Source organism: Meridianimarinicoccus aquatilis (assembly GCF_004358675.1).
Lineage (GTDB): Bacteria > Pseudomonadota > Alphaproteobacteria > Rhodobacterales > Rhodobacteraceae > Meridianimarinicoccus > Meridianimarinicoccus aquatilis.
Genome location: NZ_SMZO01000001.1, coordinates 133,525 through 154,542, shown reverse-complemented (window position 1 = coordinate 154,542; position 21,018 = coordinate 133,525). Strand labels below are relative to the sequence as shown.

Below are 21,018 nucleotides of genomic sequence, written 5' to 3'. Positions count from 1 at the left end.
CGCCCGAGGGGCGTTATTTTATCTGCATGACATGTGGGACAGAGACGTTCAGCGATAATAATATGCCACCGCAAATCTGCCTGAAGCCGGATAGGACATCCACATGAAGCTCGACACACCAGAAACGGCGCCGCCGTTGGACGCGCAAGAACGCCGGGAGGTGCGACCGATCATTTGCTATCCGCCAGACGCGCTTGCGCCGCCGCAGATGGATCGGTATCGGGCTGCAGCCAAAGGCATGATAAAGCGTGATGAAGTGCTGGTGCAGCCCCGCGATGCGGCGTGTTTTTCCGTGAAAGCGGGTCAGATATTCCGCATCGTATCGGTTGACGGCCCGCAGGTGGGGGATTTGAATCTGTGGAACGCGAATGACCTGACCGAGCGGTTTTATTCCGGCAAAACCCGGGCGCTACATGGCACGCATGTGTCAACGGGAGACCGGTTATGGACGAGCTTTCCGCATATGCGCCCGATGGCGACGATCATTGGTGACAGTCTGGACTGGTACGGGTTCGACGAATTTGGCGGGTCGGTGCATGACGTGATCGGCACGCGCTGTGATCCCTATACCGGGCGGCTTTTGTCCGGGAATGACTATCACTACTGCTGTCATTCCAACCTGACCCGCGCTTTGGCCGCTGAAACCGGGCTGCCATTGAACGAGGCCGAAGCCCATGTGCATGACGTGCTGAACGTGTTCATGTGCACGGGATTCACCCGCGACACCGGCCAGTATTTCATGAAGGCCAGTCCGGTGCGGCCCGGCGATCACCTGGATTTCATGGCCGAGATCGACATTCTGGGCGGCCTGTCCGCCTGTCCGGGCGGTGATTGCGGGGGCGAGCATTCCAGTGATGTCGCCCCTTGCTATCCCCTTTTGGTCGAGGTGTTTGATCCTGCCCCCGGCAGCATGGATGGCTGGCACCCCTCCACCGGCAACCCTTATATCGGCGGGCACGGGACCTAGCTGTAGCGTTCTACCCCGACCAGTTGCTCATAGCTGTAGCGGTCGCCATGGGCGAAACCTGCGGGCAGAAGGCGCGTGATTTCGGTCTTGTCCGCGTCGCTGAAGGTGATCTCGTCGGCCCCGATCCATTCGTTGAGATGCGCCGCCGTCCGAGTGCCGGGGATGGGCAGGATGTGCTCCCCCTGCTGCAAAGTCCATGCCAGCGCAGCCGCCGCCGTGGTCCAGCCCTTGGCAGCCGCAAAGTTGCGGAAGGTGTCGATAGCGGCGCGATTGGCCGTGTGGTTCGGTTCGACAAAGCGTGGGTTCGTTCGCCGCCAGTCGCCGCCATGCATCGCCGTGGGGTCAACGGGCGGGTCACCGAACATGCCCCGCGCAAGAGGCGAGAAGGCGACAAAAGCGATGCCCAGCTCGGCACAGGTTTGGATCACCCCAAGCTCTGGCTGGCGCGTCCAAAGGGAGTATTCATTTTGAACCGCGCGACACGGGTGCACCGCGTGGGCGCGCCGAATGGTTGAGGGTGCGACTTCAGACAGGCCATACCCGCCGATCAACCCTTCTTCGATCAGGCTTGCGAGGGTCTCGACCACATCTTCAACCGGGCGCTCCTGCTCGCGGCGGTGGATATAGTACAGTTCGACCTTGTCGCGGTTCAGCTTCTTGAGCGAGCTTTCCAATTCGGCCCGGATGTGGTCGGCGGAATTGTCAAAGCGACGTGGGGGGCCGGGCACGATCCCGCATTTTGTGGCCAGTACCACGTCAGGGTTGTGGGCGCTCAGGTATTCGCCGATCACGCGTTCGGAAATGCCCATGCCGTAGATGTTGGCGGTGTCCCAGAAGTCGATCCCGGCTGCCAGCGCTGCATCAAGGCATTCCATGGATGCGTCATCATTTGTCGCCCCGAACAGGCCCCCGAAGCTCATGGCACCGAAGCCGATTGCGCCAACCATTGGGCCATCTTGGCCAAGCTGACGCCGCTTCATGTGGGGAATGCCGCAGTGAGCGCGATCTGAACCATATCGGCAAAGCTGCTTTCTCGTTCGCGTCCCTCAAGAGCGTCGCCGGTGATCAGGTGGTCGCTGACAGTCAGAACCGCCAAGGCGCGGGCACCGTGACGTGCGGCAAGCGTATAGAGTTCAGCCGCTTCCATTTCGACCGCCAAGATGCCGTGGCGTGTCATCTGTTCGTTCAGGTCCGGCCGTTCGTCATAGAAGGTATCCGACGAGTAAATCCCGCCGATATGGGTCGCGACGCCCTTGTCAGCCGCGGCATCTGCGGCGGCGCGCAGCAGGCCATAATCGGCGCAGGGCGCAAAGCTCAGCTCGCGGAAGATTGTGGAGGATGGGGTGGAGACGCTGGAACAGGTCATGGCGATGACCAGATCGCGAAGGCCCACATGGGGCTGCATCGCACCGGTCGACCCGATGCGGATCAGTGTCTTTGCGCCGTAGTCGCGCAGCAATTCGTTGGCGTAGATCGACAGCGACGGCATGCCCATGCCCGACCCGTGAATCGTCACGCGGTTGCCGTTCCATGTGCCGGTGTATCCAAGCATCCCGCGCAGATCGTTCACGCAAACTGGGTCGGTTAGAAACTGTTCCGCTGCCCATTTGGCGCGGCGCGGATCGCCGGGCATCAGCACGGTTTCCGCGATATCGCCCGGCTTGGCGCCGATATGGATTGTCATGTCATGTGTCCCCTTGAGTCCCAGCCACTATAGGCTGCGCACCGGCGGGGAAAAGCCCCACTACTGCGGTGGGGGTGGGGCGATCGTCAGGAAGCGTTTCAACTCGGCGTCCCAAACCAAGGCTTCGACGCACCGGTTTAGGTTGGTTCCACCGCAATTTGCGCCGTGGACCTGAATCAGAAGTACGGTCAGCGGGTCAAAGCTGACAAGCTTCCAACCCTTGGAAAGCCGGTCCGTCAGCACATTGTCCACCACCAGCGTCAGCCCGCACCCGCCCGTGCCGCAAGACATACTTGCCATGCTGGAACAGGACAGGCGCCCTTCATCCAGCACCCAATCGGGCGTTCCGTCGCCGTTGAGGTCTGGGCGGCTGATCGCATCATCTGAAACAGCCAGTGTGCCGTTTTCGAAATCCGCGCAAAGGGCGCGTAAATCCTCCAGGTGTGACGAAAGTGTCGTTGGCATTTCATCTGCGCTTGCCAGCAAAGGCGCCGCGATCAGCGCCAATATTGTAGCCAGAATTTTCATTCCGCAGCCACGGCTTCTGGATCAGCGAGTTCGACAATGTCGAACATGATGCGGTTCAGTTCAAAATCCTTGGGCGTATAGACGCGTGCCACGCCCATCGACAGAAGCTTGCGCGCGTCATCATCCGGGATGATTCCGCCAACCAGAACCGGGATGTGGTCCAGCCCTTCTGCACGCAGTTTGGTCATCAGATCTTCGACCAAGGGCAAGTGACTGCCTGACAAGATGGACAGGCCAATGACATGCGGCTCTTCGCGCTTTGCACCGGAAATGATTTCGTCCGGGGTCAGGCGGATGCCCTCATAGTCGATTTCCATGCCGCAGTCGCGTGCGCGGAAAGCGATTTGCTCTGCCCCGTTGGAGTGGCCATCAAGGCCGGGTTTGCCCATCATGAATTTCAGGCGGCGACCCAGCCGGTCGGACACAGCGTTGACCGCGTCGCGGATGTCGTCCAGCCCTTCGGTCTTGTTGCTGACCGCGCGGCTGACGCCGGTTGGTCCGCGGAACTGGCCAAACACCTGACGCATGGTTTCGGCCCATTCGCCGGTGGTCACGCCGGCTTTTGCAGCGATGATCGACGGGCCCATGATGTTGGTGCCGTCAAGTGCCGCCGCGCGCAGCCCTTCCAGCGCAGCCTTGACCGCGTCTGCGTCGCGCTCTGCACGCCATGTGTTCAGGCGATTGATCTGCTCGGCTTCGACGGCCGGGTCCACGGTCATGATGCCGCCATCCTCGTCCATCAGTGGCGAGGGTTCGCATTCGACATACTTGTTCACGCCGACGACGACGGTGCTGCCTTTTTCGATGCCATTGACCCGGTCTGCATTGCTGTCGACCAAGCGGCCTTTCATGTATTCGATTGCGGCGACGGCGCCGCCCATGCTGTCGAGGTTTGCCAGTTCCGCGCGCGCCACGTCCTTGAGCTCCTCGACCTTGCGGTCAATCGCCGGGTTGCCGTCGAACAGGTCTTCGTATTCCAACAAATCGGTTTCATAGGCCATGATTTGCTGCATCCGCAGGGACCACTGTTGGTCCCATGGCCGGGGAAGCCCAAGCGCTTCGTTCCACGCGGGAAGCTGCACGGCGCGGGCACGGGCCTTTTTGGACAGGGTCACGGCCAGCATTTCGATCAGGATGCGGTAGACGTTATTCTCGGGCTGCTGTTCGGTCAGGCCCAGGCTGTTGACCTGGACGCCATACCGAAAGCGGCGGAATTTCTCGTTCTCAACGCCATACCGGTCGCGGGCGATTTCATCCCACAGATCAACAAAGGCGCGCATCTTGCACATTTCGGTCACGAATCGAATGCCGGCATTCACGAAAAAGCTGATGCGCTCCACCAGAATCGGGAAGTCTTCGTCGGGGACTTTGCCCTTCAGGTCATCCAAAACGGCGCAGGCCGTGGCCAGTGCGAAGGCAAGTTCTTGTTCGGGCGTCGCGCCTGCCTCTTGCAGGTGGTAGGAACACACGTTCATCGGGTTCCATTTCGGCACGCTTGTATAACAGAATGCCGCGACATCTGTGATCAGCCGAAGCGACGGTTTGGGCGGGCAGATATAGGTGCCGCGCGACAGGTATTCCTTGATGATGTCGTTCTGGACCGTGCCTTGAAGTTTGGCGACGTCCGCGCCCTGTTCTTCGGCGACGGCGATATACAGCGCCAAAAGCCAAGGCGCCGTGGCATTGATCGTCATCGACGTGTTCATCTGCTCCAGCGGAATATCGCGGAACAGCGTGCGCATATCGCCAAGGTGGCTGACAGGCACGCCCACCTTGCCAACCTCACCGCGGGAAAGCTGATGGTCACTGTCATACCCCGTTTGGGTCGGCAGATCGAAAGCGACCGAAAGGCCGGTTTGCCCCTTGGCAAGGTTGCCACGATAGAGCGCGTTAGACGCCTCTGCTGTAGAATGGCCCGCATAGGTGCGGAACAGCCAAGGCCGGTCTTTTTGCACGTCAGTCATGTTTCACCTCGCTTTGGAAGGTCCGGTAATTTTTTTGCGTTGGAACGGCCATACTTGAAACAATCGATCCATGTCAATTCGCTGCAATGCGGCGCTCTCATGATAATTGGGGCGCAAAACTGGTACATATGCAAGCGCCGCACTGACGCAATTGGTGGATTTCTTTCTTTGTTTAAGGGGTTTGTTCAGCGCGGCAGCGGCGCGTTAGTCGTGCTGCGCTGCCGCTTAGATGAGAAGAAAATGAGATAGCTGAGACATAAAGTTTCAAGGCGCTACCCATTTTGGGTTGCTAAGTTGCGCAAACCCACTTATTCCGCCAACTGACCCATCCAATATTCTGCGATGCGGCATTATTGGCCACAAAGGAGGCTTCCATGGCACTCGATACAGATCCGGCGATTGTGGATTACGACGCCCCGGAGAAAGACCTTTACGAGGTAGGGGAGCTTCCGCCGCTGGGTTACGTGCCCAAGAAAATGTACGCGTGGGCGATCCGGCGCGAGCGGCACGGCGAACCTGATAAGTCGTTCCAGCAAGAAGTCGTCGATACGCCGACTTTGGACAGCCACGAAGTGCTTGTCCTCGTGATGGCAGCAGGTGTGAACTACAACGGCGTTTGGGCGGGCCTTGGCGTGCCGATCTCGCCGTTCGATGGTCACGGCGAGCCGTACCACATCGCTGGATCTGACGCGTCTGGCATCATCTGGGCGGTTGGCGACAAGGTAAAGCGTTGGAAAGTGGGCGACGAAGTCGTGATCCACTGCAACCAAGATGATGGCGACGATGAAGAGTGCAACGGCGGCGACCCGATGTTCTCGACCAGCCAACGTATTTGGGGCTATGAAACGCCCGACGGATCCTTTGCGCAGTTTACCCGCGTGCAGGCGCAGCAGTTGATGCCACGCCCGCGCCACCTGACATGGGAAGAGTCGGCCTGTTACACGCTGACGTTGGCAACTGCATATCGCATGCTGTTCGGTCACCACCCACACGAGTTGAAGCCCGGCCAGAACGTTTTGGTCTGGGGTGCATCGGGTGGTCTGGGGTCGTTCGCGATTCAGTTGGCGAACACAGCGGGTGCCAATGCCATCGCGGTGATTTCAGACGAAGAAAAGCGCGATTTCGTCATGGGCCTTGGAGCCAAAGGCGTCATCAATCGCAAAGATTTCAAATGCTGGGGTCAGCTGCCGACCGTGAACACGCCTGAATACGCGGAGTGGTTCAAAGAAGCGCGCAAGTTCGGCAAGGCGATCTGGGACATCACTGGCAAGGGTAACAATGTCGATATGGTGTTCGAACACCCTGGCGAAGCGACATTCCCTGTGTCCACCCTGGTGTGCAAAAAAGGCGGCATTGTCGTGATCTGTGCTGGCACAAGCGGGTTCAACTGTACCTTCGACGTGCGGTATATGTGGATGCATCAAAAGCGTTTGCAGGGCAGCCACTTTGCGCACCTGAAGCAGGCGTCGTCGGCCAATCAACTGGTGATCGAACGCCGCATTGATCCGTGCATGTCAGAAGTTTTCCCATGGGCCGAGATCCCCGATGCGCACACCAAGATGATGCGCAACGAGCATAAGCCGGGCAATATGGCTGTTCTTGTTCAGGCCACGCAGACTGGTTTGCGCACGTTTGAAGATACTTTGGAAGCAAGCGTCAAAGCCTGATCCGAGAAACAATTTCAAGTTGACGGTCGTCTGAAGCTTTCAGGCGGCCGTTTTCTTTTTGACGGACTTGAAATTAGAGTATTCAATAGATTGCAGATATCGCCCTCACCATTTTGGGGAAGGTGATTGCTGTGAGTGTATGCAACCGGAGGTTTGAGATATGGTAAGTTAACATATTCTTAATGAGATGGAGGCACCGTCATGAGGCAGGACTGGATTTTGGATGTTCTGGCGGACCTTAGAACCTTTGCAAGGCAGAACTCGTATTCCGCATTGGCCGAGCAGCTTGACGACACTCTCATCGTCGCAGCGTCAGAATTAAAGAGCGGCGATAGACACTTTAAGGCGGGGCAAACCGACAGCCATGAAAGACAAGCTGGAAGCGCTCATATCTGGGCTGGAGGGAGCGAAATCACATAGCGATCTTCAGGGTATAATTTTCAAGCTCAGAGATCTCTACGATGTGGATCATGTGATCTATCACTCGGTCAATCGCACCGGCGAGCAGTATGCGGCGCTTACCTACAATGTAGATTGGGTCGACCGCTATATTGAACAGGACTACGCGCGTATCGATCCGGTAGTGCAAGGGTGCTATCAGCGCTTTCACCCGGTGGATTGGAAACGATTGGATTGGTCTAGCCCCAAGGCGCGTAACTTCATGGGTGAAGCCGCGGACGCCGGAGTTGGAAACCAAGGCCTGTCCGTTCCAATTCGTGGCCCCAATGGGCAGTTTGCTCTTTTCACTGCATGTAGCCGAAGCTCTGACAGCACATGGGAAAAGTACTCGCGCAGCAATGTCGGTGATCTAATCCTGGTCGCTCATTTCATCAATCAAAAGGCGTTGGAGTTGGACAACGGCACGGATGTGCAACGGTCAGCAAGCCTTTCACCGCGTGAAATCGATACTCTTAGTCTTCTGGCCATGGGGTATTCTCGCGCACAGGCGTCAGACAGCCTAAGCATTTCAGAGCATACGCTCAGGGTTTATATCGAATCGGCCAGATTCAAGCTTGGTGCGCAAAATACGACGCACGCCGTTGCAAAGGCTATTGCGCACGGTCTCATCGTCGTCTGAAGAAATCCTTAATTGACCGTGCGCTGTTTGATCGAAGGTTTAACCGAGTCCCCCCCAGCCTCTGATGAGCGGCAAAAGGGGAAAGCCATGCTAAGATACATATACGGCCATCAACTCGATCAATTTCCGGTGCTTCGCGATTCGATGTTTCGGGACAGGGCGGACCAGTTTCATACGCGATTGGGCTGGGAAGTTACGGTCAACGAAGATGGCAAAGAGTATGACCAGTACGACGGGGCAGACGCTCTTTATGTCATTTGGGAAAATGATGATGGCACGCATGGCGGGTCAATGCGGTTCTTGCCCACCACTGGCCCAACCATGATCAATGATCACTTTCTGGACCTTTTGGACGGAAACCCGGTTCGCAACGGCCAAATTTTCGAATGCACCCGCTTTTGTCTGGCCCGCAATTCTGGCCCGCGCGTGTCTGCGGCATTGATGCTGGGCGGGGCAGAGCTGGGCCTTGCAAGGAAACTCAGTTTTACCATCGGCGTTTTCGATGCGCGCATGGTGCGGATCTATAGTCGTCTTGGATGGGCGCCCATGATCCTTGGCACCATTGGCGAAGGGCGTGACGCAATTAGTGCGGGCCTGTGGGCCTTTTCCGAAACCCGTGCGCAAGCGTTGTGTGAAAAGGCTGATATTCCGCGTGGGTTGTCCCGTCTGTGGTATCATCGCGCGATGGAAAAGCCGCCTGTCAGACTGGTCCAAACCGCGTGACGCTCTGGCACAGCGCCGGGTCAACGTTTAGGGTCCTGCTATGGCGAACAGTACACCCCTGACCCTGTCCGAAGATCAGCAACTCGCCAATGCGAGATTGCACAAACTTCTTGCGGATGCCGGGGTGAATCTTGCTGAGCAGACTTTTAAGCCGCCCTTGGTCGAAAACTCGGTTCTGGCGGTTTTGGGCAAGGCCGGGTCCGGGAAGACGCTGCTACTGGCTCAACTGTACGAAGCGCTGAAGGCTTCGGGTGTTGATATTGTTTCGGGGGACTATGAGGGGCGGCGCAGGCGGGACCGCCGGACGCTTGCCATTTTGGCCCCGACGAACAAAGCGGCCAGTGTTCTGCGCATGCGCGGCGTTCCGGCAACCACAATACACCGCGTTCTGTACACGCCGGTCTATGATCCCGAATACGAGAAAATTGCTGAATGGCTGGCTGGCCGTGGGGACAAGCCAGATACTGAAATCCTGACGGATGACGCTTTGGACCGCGCGGTCGCCTTTTATGCGCTGCACGCGTCGGTTCCCGCCGCGCTTGCGTCGGCGGGGCTGCGCGGGTCGGACTTTATCACTGGGTGGAAACGCCGGGATGAACCTCTCGATATTGGGTTCGTCGATGAAAGCTCCATGCTCGACAAGCGGCAGCTTGACGACCTGACCGAGATTTTTCCGACGCTTGTCTTGTTCGGTGACCCGGCGCAGCTTGCTCCGGTTGGGCAGTCGGGTGAGATGGTGTTTGACACCCTGCCAGAAAGCCAGCGGGTCACCCTGTCGCGCATTCATCGACAGCAGCAGGATAACCCAATCTTGGATCTGGCGCATGCATTGGGTGATCCGGCCGTTGGATTTGAAGAGTTCGAGCAACTGGTCGAAGACGCCGCGCGGCGCGACGACCGTGTTGTGCTGGCAGGGCGGGTTGAGGCGGACCTGATGGCGCGCTCCCCCGTTTTGGTCTGGCGAAACGCCACGCGCATCCGTTTGATCCAAGCGTTTCGCGGGGCACATGGCGCGCCGGTTGATAGCCTGCTGCCGGGCGAGCCGCTGATCTGTGATGGGCTGGAATTGCCATTGAAACACCGCAAGAAGCGGCTGGACCTGGAGGCGCGGGGCCTCATCAAAGGGGCGCAGGTCGTATATTTGGGGCCGGGTCGGCGGCCGGGTTTTTCGCGGCTACATGTCCTTGGCGCGCCCGAGCCCCAAGTGTCGGCAGCGTCGATCATAAAGATAGAACATCCTGACGAAGAAGAACCTTTCATCCCATCGGCGGCTCGGATGGGGGCGGCGTTCCTGCATGGTGCCGCAGTGACGATCCACAAGGCGCAGGGGTCGCAATGGCCAGAGGTTCAGGTCTTTGCACCCGACCTTTATGCCGCCGCACGGGCCGGGCGCACCGAAGCGGGACTGCCGCTGTGGAAGCGGTTGGCTTATGTCGCCATAACCCGCGCCGAGAACCGGCTGCACTGGGTCACACGCTACCGACTTGGAAAACCGTTGGAGCCATTGGGCACTGACGATTTGACCGTGCCGCCCGCGCCGGATCTCATCCGGGAAATGGATCCGGCCCTAGCGTTGAAGGCTGCGGAAGAGGGCTGACGCGCCCCAGCCTGCTGCAATCGCGATCACAAGGGACATCAGACCATAAAGGATCGGTTGGTTCTGCGCGAGGGAGTAGAGCCAGCGTTCCAGCCCAACTTTGCGCACCTCAATTCCGGTTTCGAACTGGTCCACGACCTGCCTGTCGCGCAGCAGGAAGATCCGTGCCAGGTAGCTCCCTTCCACAAGATTTGAGGGAAGGTGCATCCCGGTACGGAACAGCGTTTGTTGATCCAGAGAAACCGTGCTTTTGCCTATCTGGTAAAGGTCTTCGTCTGACCGAATGCGCACCAACGCTTCGGTGAAGTTGGCGACATCTTCGACCGTTTCGCTGGCCCCAACGGTGCGCACGACCTGATCAAGCGTGATGCCGTATCGCAAATCTTCAACCGCGCTCAGGATGCTGTCGACCGGCGCGGTGCTGGCCACGGCGTAGAAGCTGGGCGCACGCGACAAATGCACAGCGTCTGCGTTGACCCAGATGCCGAACTGACGTTCCTTGCGCCGCACGTCCACCGGGCCAGGGGGGCCGGTCACGGTGATGATAACGTCCAGCTCCGATGCGTCCGGGATAGGAGCCTCCCGGCTGACCGCCCCAAAGATCAACAAGGATGATCCGTCAAACGTCGCCGTGATGGCGACCTCGTCTTGCGACAAGCCCAATACAATCCGTTCTGCCGACGCGGCAGACGACGCAAGCGCGAGAACAAGGGCAAGCACCAGCCGGATCATTCGGATACCCCGATGCTGTAAAGCTCAGAGGGTTGCAAGAGCAGGTCAAGCGCCAGCTTTCCGCATACGAGAAGCACCAGCATAGCCAGCAAAATCCGTAACTGTTCCGCCTTCAGGTTGGTTCCCATTCGGCTTCCGATCTGTGCGCCCAAAACGCCGCCCAGGATCAGCATGACCGCCAGAACAACATCCACAGATTGCGTTGTGATGGCATGCATGAGCGTGCTGAACGCCGTCACAAAGATGATCTGAAACAGTGACGTGCCGATCACGACCTTTGTGGGCATGCCAAGCAAATAGATCATAGCGGGCACCATGATAAACCCGCCACCAACGCCCATTATTGCCGAAAGCACGCCGACCCCGGCGCCGATAAAGAAGGGCGGGATCACCGAGATATACATCCCCGATGTGCGGAATTTCATCTTCAACGGCAGGTTATGGACCCAGTTGTGCCGCTTGCGTTTTGGAACTGGTCCTCCTGGCGAACGCGCCCGGCGCAAAGCACGCAGGCTTTCAATGAACATCAGCCCACCGACGGCCCCCAAAAAAACCACGTAAAAAAGGGTTACAAGCAGATCGACCTGGCCCATAGCCTTGAGCCTGGCAAAGACCTGCACACCAATTCCGGCCCCAAACAGACCTCCGGCCAGAAGCACCGTTCCCATGCGAAGATCAACGGTCTTGCGGCGCAGATGTGCAAGCACGGCTGAAAAAGACGACGCAACGATCTGGTTTGCGCCTGTTGCCACCGCAACCGAGGGCGGAATGCCGATAAAGAACAAAAGCGGGGTCATAAGGAACCCGCCGCCAACGCCGAACAGTCCCGAGAGCACCCCAATCAACCCGCCAAGCCCCAACAGCAGGAAGGCGTTGACGGAAACCTCGGCGATGGGAAGGTAGATCTGCATGCGTCCCGAACCATTCCTGCCGTCAGCCGGAACCGGCTAAGGCGTTGCTGTAAATAGCTGCTCCGTCCTTTTGGGTTAGGGCGTCAACGTTCCTTCGCATAGGCTTCGCCCCCGGCACGCGGCGGGATCGCTTTGCCGACAAACCCGGCCAGAATAACCACGGTCAGGATATAGGGCAGGGCCTGCATGAACTGAGTTGGCAGCGTCACGCCAAGAATTTCAAGGCTTTGAAACCGGTTGCCAAGGGCTTCGAGCAGACCAAAGAGCAGACACGCCGATAACGCATACCACGGTCGCCACTTTGCAAAAATAAGTGCTGCCAGTGCGATGAACCCACGTCCGGCGCTCATTTCCTTAACAAAGCCAGCGGACAGGCCTGTTGAAAGATAGGCCCCTGCAAGTCCGCACAAAAGCCCGCAGATAAGAACTGCCGAGTAGCGCAGCCGCACCACCGATACGCCTGCCGTATCAACGGCGCCGGGATTTTCACCAACCGCGCGAAGGCGCAACCCGAACCGGGTGCGAAACAGGATATACCAAGTGACCGGCACTGCCAGCAGGCCAACGTAAACAAGGATCGTGTGGCCAGACAGGACGGTTGCGTAAAGCGGCCCAATGACGGGCACAGGTTCCAAGGCATCGGCAAACGGCAAGGTGATTTCCTGAAACCGCGACGGTCCCGTCAAAGATGGGGTGCGGCCGCCCAGTTGGAACCACGTTTGCCCAACAAGAACGGTCAGCCCCGAGGCCAGGAAGTTGATTGCCACGCCTGAGATTAGCTGGTTTCCCTTGAACGTGATTGACGCAAGCCCGTGTAGCGCTGCCAAGCTCAGGGATGCCGCTGTTCCGGCCAAAAGCCCGATCCAGACATTGCCAGTCATGGCGGCTGCGGCTGCGGAGAAGAAGGCAGCGGCCAACATCTTCCCTTCCAGCCCGATGTCAAAAATACCGGCGCGTTCCGAAAACAGACCCGCAAGGCATGCAAACAGAAGCGGTGTTGCAAGGCGCAGCGTACTGTCGAGCAGTTGGATAAGTGTGGCGTAATCCATCACGCAGCCCCTCTGCGAAGGCGGCGGAAGAACCCTTCGACGGGACCGCGCACCATATTGTCGAGGGCGCCGGTGAAAAGAATGACAAGCGCTTGGATCACGACGATCATCTCTCTGGAAATGGCGGGCATCTCGAATTCCAGCTCGGCCCCTCCCTGATAGAGAGCCCCGAATAGAAGCGCTGCAAGCAACACACCCACCGGGTGCGAGCGGCCCATCAACGCGACCGCGATCCCGACAAAGCCCGCCCCTTGTACGCTGTCTATAACAAGGCGTTCCGCCTCGCCTTGTACGGCGTTGACCGCCATCAGGCCCGCCAATGCACCCGAGACCAGCATCGTGATCATGATGATGCGTACGGGCCGTATACCGGCATATTTCGCGGCGGGTTCCGACTGCCCGAAGGCGCGGATTTCATACCCAAGTCGTGTTTTCCAGATCAACACCCATACCAAGACGCAGCAGGCCAGCGCCACGAAGAAGGCGACATTCAAAGGTGCCGAACGGCCAAACCCCATCCACGCGCCCCAGTCATAGGCAGACGGAAGGCGCGCCCCTTCTGGGAACCGCGCGGTTTCGGGCGCCATGGATCCAGGCACCTTCAGAACATTGACCAAAAGATAGACCAAAAGTGCGGACGCGATGAAGTTGAACATGATTGTCGTGATGACGATGTGACTGCCGCGCTTGGCCTGAAGCCAAGCCGGGATGGCCGCCCATGCAGCGCCGAACAGCGCGCCGCCAATGACTGCCGCGGGCAAGGCCAGCGACCAATGCGGCCAAGGAACCATGAGACATACAAGAGCGACGCCAAGGCCCCCAAGCGCTGCCTGTCCTTCGCCGCCAATGTTGAAAAGGCGTGCATGGAAGGCAACGGCCACGGCAAGCCCGGTGAAGATGAAGTTGGTGGCGTAATACAGGGTATAGCCCCAGCCATAGGCGGACCCAACCGCGCCGCGGATCATCACGCCCATGGCCTCGGCCGGGTTTTCGCCAATGGCGGCAATCACCAGTGCGGAAACCAGCAGCGCAAGGGCCAGATTGATGAGAGGGATCAGGGCTATATCGGCCCAACGGGGCATTGTATCCATCTAGCGGGCCTTTCCGTCCATACCGGCCATCATCATGCCCAATTCCGTCTCGTCCGTTTGGTCCGGGGTGCGTTCCCCCATGATGCGGCCGTCGAAAATCACGGCAATGCGGTCAGACAGCGCGAAAATCTCATCCAACTCGACGCTGACCAGCAAAATGGCTTTCCCCGCATCACGCAGTTCTATCAGACGCTGATGGATGAACTCGATGGCCCCAATGTCGACGCCGCGGGTGGGTTGACCAACCAACAGCAAGTCAGGGTTGCGTTCGATTTCCCGAGCAAGAACGATTTTCTGTTGATTGCCGCCTGAAAAGCTTTTGGCATGTAGCCAGCAATTGGCGGGGCGGACGTCGAACCGCTCCATCTTGCCTTCGGTGTCGGTGCGCAGAGCGTGCTGGTTCATCAACGCGCCGTTCGTATAGTCGGGCCGGTCCTGATAGCCAAAACCCGTGTTTTCCCACGCTGTGAAGTCAAGAATAAGGCCCAGACGGTGACGATCTTCGGGCACGTGTGCGATGCCTGCCTGCCTACGGGACCGCCCGTCTGACTCTGGCCCGGATAATTGCAACGGGTGGCCGTTCAAGGTCACGGTTCCTGTGGCCTCGGTTATGCCCCCAAGCACTTCCAGCAACTCGGACTGACCGTTGCCAGCAACGCCGGCGACGCCCAGAATTTCGCCTGCGCGCACCTCAAGATTGATTGATCGCAATCGTTCGACGCCATTTTCGTCGGTCACTCTCAGGTTTTCGACCTTCAAGACCACGGGGCCGGGTTGAGCGGGGGTCTTGTCCACTCGCAGCAGAACCTTCCGCCCGACCATCAACTCTGCGAGTTCGGTTGGCGATGTTTCGGCTGTCTTTACGGTTGCTGTCATCTCGCCTCGGCGCATGACGCTGACATTGTCGGTCACATCCATGATTTCGCGCAGCTTGTGCGTGATCAGGATGATCGTTTTGCCTTCGTCGCGCAGCCCGCGAAGGATTCGGAACAGGTGATCCGCCTCGGACGGGGTCAATACGCCGGTCGGCTCATCAAGGATCAGAATATCGGCTTGGCGGTACAACGCTTTCAGGATCTCGACACGCTGCTGCATGCCAACGCCCAGATCTTCAATCTTAGCGTCTGGATCGACGTTCAACTCGTACTCGCGCGCCAAATCCACCAGAAGCCGACGCGCCTTGGCCAGAGAGGGTCGCAAAAAGGCCCCTTCTTCGGCACCCAGCACGACATTTTCCAAGACGGTGAAATTCTCGACCAGCTTGAAATGCTGAAAGACCATGCCAATGCCAGCGCGGATCGCGGCTTGGCTGTCAGGAATGTCGGTCTTGGTGCCGCCGATCAGGATGTCGCCTGCATCTGCCTTGTAAAACCCGTAGAGAATGGACATGAGCGTGGATTTCCCGGCGCCGTTTTCGCCGATGATCCCATGGATCGTGCCACGCTCCACCCGGATTGAGATATCTTTGTTCGCCTGCACCGCGCCGAACGCTTTGGAAATCCCACGCAATTCGATCGCCGGTGCCGTTTGCGAAAGGGCGGCCGCTGATGGCCGCCCCTCTGTTTGTGTGACTGTTGCCATGCCGGTCAGTAAGCCGGGCAGGTGCCGTCGGTGGTGTAATCATGCACGGCGATTTCACCGCCAATAATCTTGGCACGGGTCTGTTCAACGGTGGCCTTCATCGACTCGGTGATCAGTGGTGCGTTGTTTTCGTCCAGTGCCCAGCCAACCCCATTATTGTCGAGGCCCATGACCTTGATGCCCGGCTCAAACGAGCCATCTTCGCCAGCTGCGAACGCCTCATAGACCGCGTTGTCGACGCGCTTGACCATGGAGGTCAAAACGAAACCCGGATGCAGATAGTTCTGGTTGCTGTCCACGCCGATGGAAAGAATGGCTTCGTCGGCGGCGGCTTGCAGAACGCCAATCCCCGTGCCGCCCGCTGCGGCATAGACCACGTCGGAACCTTGGCTGATCTGCGCACGCGTCAATTCCGCGCCCTTCACCGGGTCGTTCCATGCTGTTGGCGTCGTGCCCGTCATGTTCACGATCACATTCGCTTCGGGATTGAAGGCTTTCACGCCCTGCGCGTAACCGCACGCGAATTTGGAAATCAGCGGAACGTCCATACCGCCGACAAAGCTGACGGTGCCGGAGTCTGACGCCATCGCCGCCAGCACACCCACAAGGAAACTGCCTTCATGCTCTTTGAACACCACGGATTGCACGTTGGGCTGGTCGACAACCATGTCCACGATGGTGAAGTTCACTTCGGGATAATCGGGCGCGACCTTTTCAAGGGTCGAGGCGTTCGCGAAACCAAGAACGATCACCGGGTTTGCGCCACTCTCGGCCATACGCCGCATGGATTGCTCGCGCTGCGCTTCGGATTGCAGTTCGGTTTCACGATAGCTTTTACCGGTTTCTTCCATCCAACGCTGTGCCCCGTTATAGGCGCTTTCGTTGAATGACTTGTCGAACTTACCGCCCAGATCGATGATCAGTCCCGGCTCTGCGCTTGCGGCCAGTGCACTGAATGCGGTGATGGCTGTGGCCCCAAGAAGAGTTTTCATGATGGTCATAGGGTGCTCCCTTTGTTGCGTGCTTCCGAATGGTTGCGCACCGTTCAAAAACGCGTGGCCTTTTGGCCTGTTTCTGACTGGAATAAGTCCGTACCGACGCAGCAGGGTCAATAGCTTTCTGGCACCGCACAGCCTTGCCGGTGGGGAACTGGTTGGAAATCAGGCGTTCTGAACGGGGTTAGGCAATTCGCAGACCATGATCACGGCGTCCACGGCTTCGCCGGCGGGGGCCTGATAATACGCGCGGCGCAACCCGACTTTGCGAAATCCGGCTGACGTATAAAGTGCCTGCGCCGGTGTGTTTGTGGCCGCTACCTCCAGAAAACACGAGACCGCCCCCGCCTGGTGCGCTGTTTCAAGCACTTTCGCCACAAGCTGCTTTGCGTGACCTTTGCGCCGCTCGTTGGGGGCAACGGTTATGGTCAGCAATTCGGCTTCGTCAGCGACCACGCGACAAAGGGCAAAGGCCGATGGTCCGGTGAGCAGGGTAACGCCGGATTGTTCCAGCAACTGCGCAAACTCTTCGGCCGACCATGGGCGTGGCGTGGTGAAACCCAATTGGTGGAGGGCGGCCAGCGCTGCGGGCGTCACTCCAACCTCGGCGGCGGGCGATCGCGGGCTGGGGCGGCATCTGCGGCACGCAGGTAAAGCGGTGTCGGGCGAGAGGTCTCTTGGTGGCGGCGCGACAGGGCAACCTGCGCAATTCCGATGGCCATTGGGGTCGAAGGTAAAATCGCACCGCCCGTCACGCCGGCGACGATTTCAGCGCCATCCCCTATTGCGGGCAACGCTGCTGCGAACCCGGCAGCGTTGAGCGTTTCATGGTCCATCAGGCGCGGTGGTTCATCGCCATCTTGCCCCAACAGTTGGGCAAAAACGGCCCCGCGCCGACCTGCGACGCTGGCAATACAGGGGCGAAGCGCGCCAGCGGCTTGCGCCTCCAGGGAACTCACGCCAATGGCGGGCCGTTCAAGCGACAGGGAAAGACCGCGCGCGGCGGACACCGAAATACGGATGCCTGTGAAGTTACCCGGTCCTTTGCCAACGCCGATCAAATCAATTGCATCCCAAGACAGCCCAGCCTCGGCAAGCGACTCTTCAAGCAGCGGGAACAGCCGTTCTGCCTGCCCCCGCGCCAAAGCTTCGGTGCGATGGGACAGAACGGTATCACCGGCCAGAATGGCCGCGCTTACGTGTGGGCCCGACGTGTCAAACGCCAAAACGATGGGCGCAGGGTCAGTCGTCACGAGGCGGTCAAACCGCGACGGGCCGGACTTCCACCACCTCTGGGATGTAGTGGCGCAGCAGGTTTTCGATCCCCATTTTCAGGGTCAGGGTTGAAGATGGGCACCCGGCGCACGCGCCTTGCATGTGCAGATAGACAACGCCGCGATCAAATCCGTGGAACGTAATGTCACCGCCGTCTTGCGCCACGGCCGGGCGTACCCGCGTGTCGAGCAGTTCTTTGATTTGGCCAACGATTTCGCTATCAGGACCGTCGTGATCTGCGTGTCCTGCAGAGTGACCTTCGCCATCCAGCACCGCATCGCCGGACTGGAAATGTTCCATCACAGCGCCAAGAATTGCGGGCTTCACATGGTCCCATTCCACGCTTTCGGTCTTTGTAACCGTAACGAAATCGGTGCCCAGAAACACCCCGGTCACACCCTCAACCGCGAAGATCCGCTTGGCCAATGGCGAGTTGCCCGCAACATCGGACGATGGAAAATCAGCGGTGCCTGTTTCCAGTACGGTCATGCCGGGCAGAAATTTCAGGGTCGCGGGGTTCGGTGTGGATTCGGTTTGGATGAACATGGCGGTAACCTCCGTTTCAACCGATATGCGGATGGCAGGGGGCGAAGTCAATATTTAGAACGATTCCAAATCTGTGATCAGGTGACCAGCTCCAGTTGTTCCTTCGACAGGTTCCCCGGAACGACGGTAAACGGAATGGGCAAAGTAGCAGCAGATTTGGTGATTTGCGTTATCAACGGGCCGGGGCCGGACTTGTCCGCCCCAGCGCCCAAAACCAGCACGCCGATTTCAGGGTTGTCAGTAATTTGGGCCATGACCTCGCGATAAAGATCGCCCTCGCGGATAACCAAAGAGGGGTTGATCCCTTGACGGTCGCGCATCCATTTGGCGAACACTTCAAAATGCGCTTCGATCCGTTCCCGATTCTCTTCGCGCATCAAGTCGCCAACGCCGATCCAGTGGTTGAATTCTTCTGGCGGGATCACGGACAGGATTTCGACACCGCCGCCCGTCTTAGCGGCGCGCATGGCGGCAAATCGCATGGCGTTCAGGCATTCGAGTGTGTCATCGAGAACAACAAGAAATGTGCGCATGGTTGGACCCTCCGGTCGTTACGATGACACCACGCCGACACTTTAGGCAAGCGGCTTGCAGAATTTCCGGTCCTAATCAGAAAGAGTGGGGGCGGTGCGCATTGACCGCCCCCATGTTTCGCTTCGGCAATCAGGTGACGATGCCGACAATATCGTATGTTCGCTTCAGGATCGGGGCGGCGATAGTGCGGGCGCGTTCAGCCCCGGCCTCAAGGACGCGATCAATCTCGGTGGGGTCCTGCATGAGGCGGCTCATCTCTGACGATAGCGGCGATAGCTTGGCTACGGCCAGATCGGCGAGCTTGGGCTTGAATTCGGAAAAGCTGCGCCCACCAAATTCTGCAATCACGGCCTCGGCGGTGCTGTCACCAAGTGCCGCGTAGATATTCACAAGGTTGCGCGCCTCTGGACGGCCGGCCAGACCTTCGACCGTCTCGGCCAAGGGTTCCGGGTCGGTTTTTGCCTTGCGGAACTTTTTGGCAATGGTGTCGGCATCGTCGGTCAGGTTGATCCGGCTCATATCAGACGGGTCTGATTTGCTCATCTTTTTGGACCCGTCGCGCAAGCTCATGACCCGTGTGGCCACACCTTCAATGATCGGGTCGGGCACGGGAAAGAAATCAACGCCGAAGTCATTGTTGAACTTGATGGCGATATCTCGGGCAAGTTCCAGGTGCTGTTTCTGATCTTCGCCGACAGGCACTTTGGTTGCGTGATAGGTCAGAATGTCAGCCGCCATCAGGTTCGGGTAGGCAAACAGGCCCACCGAAGCATTCTCGCGGTTTTTACCAGCCTTGTCTTTGAACTGGGTCATTCTGTTCAGCCATCCCATGCGGGCGACGCAGTTGAAAACCCAAGCAAGCTGGGTGTGCTCTGGTACGCGGGCCTGATTGAACAGAATCGATTTGGCCGGATCAAGGCCGCTGGCCAAGTACCCCGCCGCAAGCTCGCGCGTGGCGCGGGTCAGGTCCGCCGGATCTTGCCAGACAGTGATCGCGTGCAGATCAACGATGCAATACAGCGTTTCAATACCGCTACCTTGCATGTCGACAAAGCGTTTGACCGCCCCAAGGTAATTGCCCAGTTGCAGGTGATTGGTTGGCTGGATGCCCGAAAATACACGCGGTTTGAACGCCGCGTTGGCATCGCTTGGGGTGGAGTGCGTTTGGACCGCATCCGTCATCTGGTCTCTCCGTCTGGAAGTTCTGGCCCAGTTCGCTTAACCGGGGCCTTGGGTGCCGTCAATCAGGGGAGCCTCATGCCAACACCACAGCCAATCCGCCCGAACCCGCCGCAAGGGCCGGTCAATCCGTTGCCCAAATCGGTGATCGCGCTTGCTGTTGTCATCGTGGGGGTCGAATTGCTGTTCAACCTTGCGGATCGCGGCATACTGGGCGGTGCATCTGGAATTGGTCTGCGGGCAGGCGCAATCCGCGATTACGGGTTTTATGGCGACGCTTTGAAATGGATGTTGGCCAACGGTCAATTCCCGTTGGACCTTTTGGTGCGGTTCGTGACGTATCCGCTGCTGCATTTCAGCTTCACCCATGCGCTGTTTGTCTGCGTCTTCGTTTTGGCCATGGGCAAGATGGTTGGCGAAGCACTGGGCGATCTTGCCGTGGTGACCATCTTCTTCGGGTCGTCCATTGGCGGGGCGCTGGTGTATGGGCTGCTCTTGAACGATCAGTTCCCGTTGGTTGGCGGGTATCCGGGCGTCTACGGGCTCATTGGGGGGTATACCTTCCTGAGTTGGGTTCAGGCGCGGTTGCTGCAGCAAAGCCAGGTCATGGCCTTTCGGTTGATCGGGATGCTGCTGGGGGTGCAACTGCTGTTCGGGCTGCTGTTTGGCTCGCGCAACGACTGGCTGGCCGATTTGTCGGGGTTCGCCGTTGGATTTGCGCTGTGCTTTTTGCTTGTCCCCGGCGGTTGGGCGCGTTTGCGCGACGTCTTGCGGAACCGTTGATCCATATTGCTCTTGCAAGGCTGCCCGAACAAGCGCAACGCTGATCAGCCGGGGTGATGCGAGTCTGCTTCCGGCGCGCTCTCTGTGGGCGCTTCTCCCGACCTGTTGGGCATTAGCCCTGCGGGAGCTCCTGT

General features: G+C 58.7%; 21 protein-coding genes. 6 read left to right on the top strand and 15 right to left on the bottom strand.

Annotation, left to right across the window (positions count from 1 at the left end; genetic code table 11):
- The first annotated feature begins 103 nt into the window (after window positions 1-103).
- Entirely contained in the window at window positions 104-967 is an 864-nt protein-coding gene (locus E2L05_RS00730; RefSeq protein ID WP_133340968.1) for an urea carboxylase-associated family protein, read from the top strand.
- Here E2L05_RS00730 and E2L05_RS00725 read toward each other — a convergent pair.
- Genes E2L05_RS00725 through E2L05_RS00710 form a run of 4 tightly spaced genes read right to left on the bottom strand, consistent with a single transcriptional unit; the run spans window position 964 to window position 5,143 of the window.
- Window positions 964-1,947 carry an aldo/keto reductase gene (locus E2L05_RS00725; protein ID WP_133340967.1) on the bottom strand — a complete coding sequence of 328 codons (984 nt, stop codon included), beginning with the start codon at window positions 1,945-1,947 and terminating at the stop codon, window positions 964-966. The two genes, E2L05_RS00730 and E2L05_RS00725, sit on opposite strands and share 4 nt — an antisense overlap.
- On the bottom strand, window positions 1,944-2,651 hold the full coding sequence (gene deoD / locus E2L05_RS00720) for a purine-nucleoside phosphorylase (RefSeq protein WP_133340966.1): 708 nt from the start codon (window positions 2,649-2,651) through the stop codon (window positions 1,944-1,946). The genes E2L05_RS00725 and deoD overlap by 4 nt, the downstream gene beginning before the upstream one ends.
- A gap of 60 nt (window positions 2,652-2,711) precedes the next feature.
- On the bottom strand, window positions 2,712-3,179 hold the full coding sequence (locus tag E2L05_RS00715; protein ID WP_133340965.1) for a hypothetical protein: 468 nt from the start codon (window positions 3,177-3,179) through the stop codon (window positions 2,712-2,714).
- Entirely contained in the window at window positions 3,176-5,143 is a 1,968-nt protein-coding gene (locus tag E2L05_RS00710) for a protein meaA (protein ID WP_133340964.1), read from the bottom strand. The genes E2L05_RS00715 and E2L05_RS00710 overlap by 4 nt, the downstream gene beginning before the upstream one ends.
- Window positions 5,144-5,517: 374 nt before the next feature.
- Between E2L05_RS00710 and ccrA the strand changes: the two genes are divergently transcribed.
- From ccrA to E2L05_RS00685, 4 genes are all read left to right on the top strand, one after another.
- Entirely contained in the window at window positions 5,518-6,810 is a 1,293-nt protein-coding gene (ccrA, locus tag E2L05_RS00705) for a crotonyl-CoA carboxylase/reductase (RefSeq protein WP_133340963.1), read from the top strand.
- A gap of 364 nt (window positions 6,811-7,174) precedes the next feature.
- The gene (locus E2L05_RS00695; RefSeq protein ID WP_133340961.1) at window positions 7,175-7,888 is read left to right on the top strand and encodes a helix-turn-helix transcriptional regulator; all 714 of its coding nucleotides are present in this window, start codon (window positions 7,175-7,177) and stop codon (window positions 7,886-7,888) included.
- An 87-nt stretch (window positions 7,889-7,975) separates the two neighbouring features.
- Complete coding sequence (locus E2L05_RS00690) at window positions 7,976-8,611, top strand: acyl-homoserine-lactone synthase (RefSeq protein WP_133340960.1); 636 nt, start codon at window positions 7,976-7,978, stop codon at window positions 8,609-8,611.
- A 40-nt stretch (window positions 8,612-8,651) separates the two neighbouring features.
- Window positions 8,652-10,208 carry an ATP-dependent DNA helicase gene (locus E2L05_RS00685; protein WP_133340959.1) on the top strand — a complete coding sequence of 519 codons (1,557 nt, stop codon included), beginning with the start codon at window positions 8,652-8,654 and terminating at the stop codon, window positions 10,206-10,208.
- Here E2L05_RS00685 and E2L05_RS00680 read toward each other — a convergent pair.
- The 11 genes from E2L05_RS00680 to trpS form a co-directional block, all read right to left on the bottom strand.
- Complete coding sequence (locus E2L05_RS00680; RefSeq protein ID WP_133340958.1) at window positions 10,179-10,940, bottom strand: TIGR02186 family protein; 762 nt, start codon at window positions 10,938-10,940, stop codon at window positions 10,179-10,181. The genes E2L05_RS00685 and E2L05_RS00680 overlap by 30 nt on opposite strands.
- A complete protein-coding gene (locus E2L05_RS00675) occupies window positions 10,937-11,851 on the bottom strand; it encodes a sulfite exporter TauE/SafE family protein (RefSeq protein ID WP_133340957.1) in 915 nt (304 codons plus the stop codon). Before E2L05_RS00675 ends, E2L05_RS00680 begins: the two co-directional genes overlap by 4 nt.
- 83 nt (window positions 11,852-11,934) lie before the next feature.
- On the bottom strand, window positions 11,935-12,900 hold the full coding sequence (locus tag E2L05_RS00670) for an ABC transporter permease (protein ID WP_133340956.1): 966 nt from the start codon (window positions 12,898-12,900) through the stop codon (window positions 11,935-11,937).
- The gene (locus tag E2L05_RS00665) at window positions 12,900-13,991 is read right to left on the bottom strand and encodes an ABC transporter permease (protein WP_133340955.1); all 1,092 of its coding nucleotides are present in this window, start codon (window positions 13,989-13,991) and stop codon (window positions 12,900-12,902) included. The genes E2L05_RS00670 and E2L05_RS00665 overlap by 1 nt, the downstream gene beginning before the upstream one ends.
- Window positions 13,992-15,572 carry an ABC transporter ATP-binding protein gene (locus E2L05_RS00660; protein ID WP_133340954.1) on the bottom strand — a complete coding sequence of 527 codons (1,581 nt, stop codon included), beginning with the start codon at window positions 15,570-15,572 and terminating at the stop codon, window positions 13,992-13,994. It lies immediately after the preceding gene.
- A gap of 5 nt (window positions 15,573-15,577) precedes the next feature.
- Complete coding sequence (locus tag E2L05_RS00655) at window positions 15,578-16,573, bottom strand: BMP family lipoprotein (protein ID WP_133340953.1); 996 nt, start codon at window positions 16,571-16,573, stop codon at window positions 15,578-15,580.
- Window positions 16,574-16,732: 159 nt separating this feature from the next.
- Complete coding sequence (locus E2L05_RS00650; protein WP_133340952.1) at window positions 16,733-17,164, bottom strand: GNAT family N-acetyltransferase; 432 nt, start codon at window positions 17,162-17,164, stop codon at window positions 16,733-16,735.
- Complete coding sequence (gene tsaB, locus E2L05_RS00645; protein ID WP_133340951.1) at window positions 17,161-17,820, bottom strand: tRNA (adenosine(37)-N6)-threonylcarbamoyltransferase complex dimerization subunit type 1 TsaB; 660 nt, start codon at window positions 17,818-17,820, stop codon at window positions 17,161-17,163. Before tsaB ends, E2L05_RS00650 begins: the two co-directional genes overlap by 4 nt.
- Before the next feature lie 7 nt (window positions 17,821-17,827).
- Window positions 17,828-18,388, bottom strand: a complete 561-nt coding sequence (locus tag E2L05_RS00640) for a NifU family protein (protein WP_133340950.1) — start codon at window positions 18,386-18,388, stop codon at window positions 17,828-17,830.
- A gap of 77 nt (window positions 18,389-18,465) precedes the next feature.
- Window positions 18,466-18,921: a universal stress protein gene (locus tag E2L05_RS00635; RefSeq protein WP_133340949.1), complete on the bottom strand. Its 456-nt coding sequence runs from the start codon at window positions 18,919-18,921 to the stop codon at window positions 18,466-18,468.
- A gap of 130 nt (window positions 18,922-19,051) precedes the next feature.
- Window positions 19,052-20,104: a tryptophan--tRNA ligase gene (gene trpS, locus E2L05_RS00630; protein WP_133340948.1), complete on the bottom strand. Its 1,053-nt coding sequence runs from the start codon at window positions 20,102-20,104 to the stop codon at window positions 19,052-19,054.
- Window positions 20,105-20,179: 75 nt separating this feature from the next.
- Between trpS and E2L05_RS00625 the strand changes: the two genes are divergently transcribed.
- Window positions 20,180-20,884 (top strand): rhomboid family intramembrane serine protease, encoded by a 705-nt coding sequence (locus E2L05_RS00625; protein ID WP_133340947.1) that lies wholly within the window; start codon window positions 20,180-20,182, stop codon window positions 20,882-20,884.
- The last annotated feature ends 134 nt before the right edge of the window (window positions 20,885-21,018 follow it).

Excerpts from the sequence above, each read along its gene's own strand:
- E2L05_RS00675 (WP_133340957.1), bottom strand. The coding sequence starts at position 11,851 with ATGCAGATCTACCTTCCCATCGCCGAGGTTTCCGTCAACGCCTTCCTG.
- E2L05_RS00670 (WP_133340956.1), bottom strand. The coding sequence starts at position 12,900 with ATGGATTACGCCACACTTATCCAACTGCTCGACAGTACGCTGCGCCTT.
- E2L05_RS00625 (WP_133340947.1), top strand. The coding sequence starts at position 20,180 with ATGCCAACACCACAGCCAATCCGCCCGAACCCGCCGCAAGGGCCGGTC.
- deoD (WP_133340966.1), bottom strand. The coding sequence starts at position 2,651 with ATGACAATCCATATCGGCGCCAAGCCGGGCGATATCGCGGAAACCGTG.
- E2L05_RS00690 (WP_133340960.1), top strand. The coding sequence starts at position 7,976 with ATGCTAAGATACATATACGGCCATCAACTCGATCAATTTCCGGTGCTT.
- E2L05_RS00680 (WP_133340958.1), bottom strand. The coding sequence starts at position 10,940 with ATGATCCGGCTGGTGCTTGCCCTTGTTCTCGCGCTTGCGTCGTCTGCC.
- E2L05_RS00635 (WP_133340949.1), bottom strand. The coding sequence starts at position 18,921 with ATGCGCACATTTCTTGTTGTTCTCGATGACACACTCGAATGCCTGAAC.
- E2L05_RS00695 (WP_133340961.1), top strand. The coding sequence starts at position 7,175 with ATGAAAGACAAGCTGGAAGCGCTCATATCTGGGCTGGAGGGAGCGAAA.
- E2L05_RS00640 (WP_133340950.1), bottom strand. The coding sequence starts at position 18,388 with ATGTTCATCCAAACCGAATCCACACCGAACCCCGCGACCCTGAAATTT.
- E2L05_RS00655 (WP_133340953.1), bottom strand. The coding sequence starts at position 16,573 with ATGACCATCATGAAAACTCTTCTTGGGGCCACAGCCATCACCGCATTC.
- E2L05_RS00665 (WP_133340955.1), bottom strand. The coding sequence starts at position 13,991 with ATGGATACAATGCCCCGTTGGGCCGATATAGCCCTGATCCCTCTCATC.
- ccrA (WP_133340963.1), top strand. The coding sequence starts at position 5,518 with ATGGCACTCGATACAGATCCGGCGATTGTGGATTACGACGCCCCGGAG.
- E2L05_RS00725 (WP_133340967.1), bottom strand. The coding sequence starts at position 1,947 with ATGAAGCGGCGTCAGCTTGGCCAAGATGGCCCAATGGTTGGCGCAATC.
- trpS (WP_133340948.1), bottom strand. The coding sequence starts at position 20,104 with ATGACGGATGCGGTCCAAACGCACTCCACCCCAAGCGATGCCAACGCG.
- E2L05_RS00685 (WP_133340959.1), top strand. The coding sequence starts at position 8,652 with ATGGCGAACAGTACACCCCTGACCCTGTCCGAAGATCAGCAACTCGCC.
- E2L05_RS00730 (WP_133340968.1), top strand. The coding sequence starts at position 104 with ATGAAGCTCGACACACCAGAAACGGCGCCGCCGTTGGACGCGCAAGAA.
- E2L05_RS00660 (WP_133340954.1), bottom strand. The coding sequence starts at position 15,572 with ATGGCAACAGTCACACAAACAGAGGGGCGGCCATCAGCGGCCGCCCTT.
- E2L05_RS00715 (WP_133340965.1), bottom strand. The coding sequence starts at position 3,179 with ATGAAAATTCTGGCTACAATATTGGCGCTGATCGCGGCGCCTTTGCTG.
- E2L05_RS00710 (WP_133340964.1), bottom strand. The coding sequence starts at position 5,143 with ATGACTGACGTGCAAAAAGACCGGCCTTGGCTGTTCCGCACCTATGCG.